Genomic DNA, 4,104 nt, shown 5'->3' on the forward strand with positions numbered 1-4,104 from the left:
GGCCGGCCCTGCTGGAAGACTTCATCCTGCGCGAGAAGCTCACCCACTTCGACCATGAGCGCATCCCCGAGCGCATCGTGCACGCGCGCGGCTCCGGCGCCCATGGCTTCTTCGAGTGCTACGAGCCGCTGACGGATCTGACCAAGGCGGCGCCGTTCAACGAGGCGGGCAAGGTGACGCCGGTGTTCGTGCGCTTTTCCACCGTGCAGGGCGAGCGCGGCTCCAAGGACACCGCGCGCGACGTGCGCGGCTTCGCGGTGAAGTTCTATACCGACGAGGGCAACTGGGACCTGGTGGGCAACAACATGCCGGTGTTCTTCATCCAGGATGCGATGAAGTTCCCCGACCTGGTGCATGCCGTCAAGCCCGAGCCGCACCACCAGATGCCGCAGGCCGCCAGCGCGCACGACACGTTCTGGGACTTCGTGTCGCTGATGCCCGAATCCACGCACATGTTGATGTGGGTGATGAGCGACCGCGCCATCCCGCGCAGCTTCGCCACCATGCAGGGCTTCGGCGTGCACAGCTATCGTTTCGTCAACGAGGCCGGCGAATCGGTGTTCGTCAAGTTCCACTGGACGCCCACGGCCGGCACGCACTCGCTGGTGTGGGACGAGGCCGTGAAGATCTCCGGCGCCGACCCCGACTATCACCGGCGCGACCTGTGGGAGCGCATCGAGTCCGGCAACTATCCGGAGTACGAGCTGGGCGTGCAGGTCTTCACCGAGGAGCAGGCCGAGCAGTTCAGCTTCGACATCCTGGACGCGACCAAGATCGTGCCCGAGGAACTGGTGCCGGTGCGCCCCGTGGGGCGCATGGTGCTCAATCGCAACCCCGACAACTTCTTCGCCGAGACCGAGCAGGTGGCCTTCTGCACGGCGCAGGTGATCCCGGGCATCGACTTCTCGAACGATCCGCTGCTGGCCGGGCGCATCCATTCCTACGTCGACACCCAGATCAGCCGCCTGGGCGGACCCAACTTCCACGAGCTGCCGATCAACGCGCCGATCGTGCCGGTGCACAACAACCAGCGCGACGGCATGCACCGCCAGGCGATCCACCGCGGCCGGGTGAACTACGAGCCGAATTCGCTGGCCGGCGGCTGCCCGTTCCAGGCCGGGGCGGCGCAGGGCTTCGTCTCGGTGCCGGCCCGTATCCAGGCCAAGGAGGAGCAGGGCAAGGTGCGGGCCAAGCCCGAGAAGTTTGCCGACCACTACACCCAGGCGACGCTGTTCTACGAGAGCCAGACGCCGGTCGAGCAATGCCACATCGCCGAGGCCTTCCGCTTCGAGCTGAGCAAGGTCACGGTGCCGGCGATCCGCGAGCGCATGGTCGCGTCCTTGCGCAACGCCTCGGAGGAACTGGCGCAGAAGGTCGCCGACGGACTGGGCATGGCGGCGCTGCCGCCCCCCATGCCGCGGGCCATCGAACAGCCGGTTGCGCCCGAGGTGACGAAATCCCCGGCGCTGTCGCTGCTGGCCCGCCCGGGCGACGGCTCGATCAAGGGCCGCAAGGTCGCCTTGCTGGTGGCGCCCGGCGTCGAAGGCGAGGCCATCCTGAAACTGCAGGCGATGCTGGCCGAGCAAGGCGCGGTCGGTCGGCTGGTCGGACCGCGGATCGGGCCGATGCCGACCGCCGCCGGCGACATGATCGACGCCGACGCCTCGATGGAGAACGAACCCGGGTTCCTGTTCGACGGCCTGGTGCTGCCCGATGGCGACGAGGCGGTGGCCGCCCTGGCGCAGGACGGTCACACCGCGGAGTTCATCCGGGACCAGTTCCGCCACTGCAAGTCCATCCTCGTGCTGGGCGCGTCGCGCCTGCTGCTGTCGCAGGCCGGCTTGCCGCTGTCGCTGGACAAGAGCCAGGCTCAGGGCGGCACCGGCCTGATCGTGGCCGAGGCCGGCGCGGACGACAAGGCGGGCGAGGCGTTCGTGCAGGCACTGGCCAGGCACCGCCATTTCGGCCGCCAGATGGATCCGCCGCTGGTCTGAGCCGCTCCACCCATCAGCCGAGGAACCGCACATGCCCGAACCTGCCCAATACGACGCCTGCGAACTGCTCGACGCCGACCACATCGCGACCAAGCACCTGTTCGTGGAATACGCCCGCCTGGCCTTCGCCGGCGCCGGCAGCGGCGCCAAGGCCGCCGGCGCCACCCGCCGCGCGGCCGACCAGCGGCCCGCGCTGGCGCGCAAGATCTGCAGCGAGCTGACCGTGCACGCGCAGATCGAGGAGGAGATCTTCTATCCGGCGCTGCGCGAGGTCATCGACCGGCCCGAACTGCTGGATGAAGCGCAAGCCGAGCACCAGCAGGCCAAGGAACTGATCGCGCAGATCCAGGGCCTGCCGGAAGGCGACGCCGCCATGGACGAGCTGGTCGGCCAACTCGCGCGGACCGTCGAGATCCACGTCAAGGAGGAACGCGACCTGCTGTTCCCGAAAGCGCGGGCGGCCGGGGGCCTGGACCTCGAGGCCCTGGGCGCGAAGATGAGGGAACGCCAGCAGGAGCTCGAGGCGCAAGCCGCCTGAGGGCCGCAAAAGAAAAGGCGGCCGCCAGGCCGCCTTTTCGTCACCGCAACCGGCGCTTGCCGGCGCGCCGTTATTCGACCTTCGCCTTGCCGCGCAGTTCTTCCTGGAACTTCGCCAGCTTCTGGCGCTGCAGCTGCTCGGCGATCTGCGGCTTCACGTCATCCAGCTTGGGCAGCTGGGCCTGGCGCACGTCGTCCAGGCGGATCACGTGCCAGCCGAACTGCGTCTTCACCGGCGTGTCCGTCGTCTGGCCCTTGTTCAGCTTGATCAGCGCCTGCGAGAACTCGGGCACGTAGCTGGACGCATTGGCCCAGTCGAGGTCGCCGCCGTTGGCGCCCGATCCCGGGTCCTTCGACTGCTTCTTGGCGATCTCCTCGAACTTGCCGCCCTTCTTCAGCGACGCGATGATGGCCTTGGCCTCGTCTTCCTTCTCCACCAGGATGTGGCGGGCATGGTATTCCTTGCCGCCGTTGGCCGCCGCGAACTTGTCGTATTCGGCCTTGACCTCGGCGTCCGACACCGGGTTCTTCTTCTGGTAGTCGGCGAACAGCTCGCGAATCAGCAGCGTCTGGCGCGCCAGTTCCATCTGGTTCCTGAAATCGTCGCTGGCGTCGAGGCCGCGCTTTTGCGCTTCCTGCATGAACACCTCGCGCGCGATCACTTCTTCCTTCAACTGGCTCTCCATCTCGGCGCCGACGGGACGGCCCGACTTGGCCAGCTGCGCCGCCAGCGCATCGACGCGCGCCTTGGGCACCGGCTTGCCGTTGACGATGGCCAGGTTCTGCGCGAACGCGGGCACGGCGAGGCTGACGAGAAGTGCCGACACCGCCGGCAGGACATATCGCTTCATGGGGGTTCCCTCGAGAATCGGAGCGGAAAGGATCAGAGCGTTTCGATGGCGAGCGCGTGCACGCCCTGCTCAACGAAAGTGCGCAGCGCATCATACACAAGGCGATGGCGCGCCACCCGCGACAGGCCGGCAAAGGCCGGCGCGGCGATCCGTACCCGGAAATGGGTCCCGGAGCCGGTGCCGTCGGCCCCTGCATGGCCCGCGTGGGCGATGCTTTCGTCGACCACTTCGAGCCAGGTCGGCTGCAGCACTTGCGCCAGCCGCTGGCGCATCGCTTCGGCCGTGACGCCGGTGCCCGCGCTCATGGCTTGGTCGCCTCGTCGGCCTTCATGTAGCGCGAGAGCCAGATCGCCTGCCCGACGATGAACAGCACCATCAGGCCCATGCCGCCGAACAGCTTGAAGTTGACCCAGGTGTCGGTGTCGAAGTTGAACGCGACCCACAGGTTCAGCACGCCCATCACGGCGAAGAAGCCGATCCAGCTCCAGTTGGCCACGCGCCAGGCGCCCTCGGGCAGCTCCATCTGCGAGCCCATGAGCGACTTCAGCAGGTTCTTGCCGAAGATCACCTGGCCGGCCAGGAGGCTGCCGGCCATCAGCCAGTACAGCACCGTCGGCTTCCACTTGATGAAGGTTTCGTTGTGCAGCGCGATCGTCGCGCCGCCGAAGAGCACGATGACGGCCAGGCTCACCCACTGCATCGGCTCGATCTTGCCGGTGCTG

At 67.6% G+C, this 4,104-nt stretch carries 5 protein-coding genes; 2 read left to right on the plus strand and 3 right to left on the minus strand.

Annotation, left to right across the window (positions count from 1 at the left end; translation table 11 throughout):
• On the plus strand, positions 1 to 1,994 hold a 1,994-nt coding region (locus VNT59_RS11035; RefSeq protein WP_325498455.1), incomplete at its 5' end, for a catalase.
• A 31-nt stretch (positions 1,995 to 2,025) separates the two neighbouring features.
• Complete coding sequence (locus VNT59_RS11040) at positions 2,026 to 2,532, plus strand: hemerythrin domain-containing protein (protein WP_325498456.1); 507 nt, start codon at positions 2,026 to 2,028, stop codon at positions 2,530 to 2,532.
• A 70-nt stretch (positions 2,533 to 2,602) separates the two neighbouring features.
• Here VNT59_RS11040 and VNT59_RS11045 read toward each other — a convergent pair whose 3' ends face one another.
• From VNT59_RS11045 to VNT59_RS11055, 3 genes are all read right to left on the minus strand, one after another.
• The gene (locus VNT59_RS11045; protein ID WP_325498457.1) at positions 2,603 to 3,382 is read right to left on the minus strand and encodes a peptidylprolyl isomerase; all 780 of its coding nucleotides are present in this window, start codon (positions 3,380 to 3,382) and stop codon (positions 2,603 to 2,605) included.
• A 32-nt stretch (positions 3,383 to 3,414) separates the two neighbouring features.
• Complete coding sequence (locus tag VNT59_RS11050; RefSeq protein ID WP_325498458.1) at positions 3,415 to 3,687, minus strand: BolA family protein; 273 nt, start codon at positions 3,685 to 3,687, stop codon at positions 3,415 to 3,417.
• Positions 3,684 to 4,104, minus strand: a 421-nt coding sequence (locus VNT59_RS11055) for a septation protein A (protein ID WP_325498459.1), incomplete at its 5' end; no start/stop codon positions are given. The genes VNT59_RS11050 and VNT59_RS11055, both read right to left, overlap by 4 nt.

Origin of the sequence: Ramlibacter sp. (assembly GCF_035554825.1) — a bacterium.
Taxonomy (GTDB): domain Bacteria; phylum Pseudomonadota; class Gammaproteobacteria; order Burkholderiales; family Burkholderiaceae_C; genus Ramlibacter.

Excerpts from the sequence above, each read along its gene's own strand:
- VNT59_RS11040 (WP_325498456.1), top strand. The coding sequence starts at position 2,026 with ATGCCCGAACCTGCCCAATACGACGCCTGCGAACTGCTCGACGCCGAC.
- VNT59_RS11045 (WP_325498457.1), bottom strand. The coding sequence starts at position 3,382 with ATGAAGCGATATGTCCTGCCGGCGGTGTCGGCACTTCTCGTCAGCCTC.
- VNT59_RS11050 (WP_325498458.1), bottom strand. The coding sequence starts at position 3,687 with ATGAGCGCGGGCACCGGCGTCACGGCCGAAGCGATGCGCCAGCGGCTG.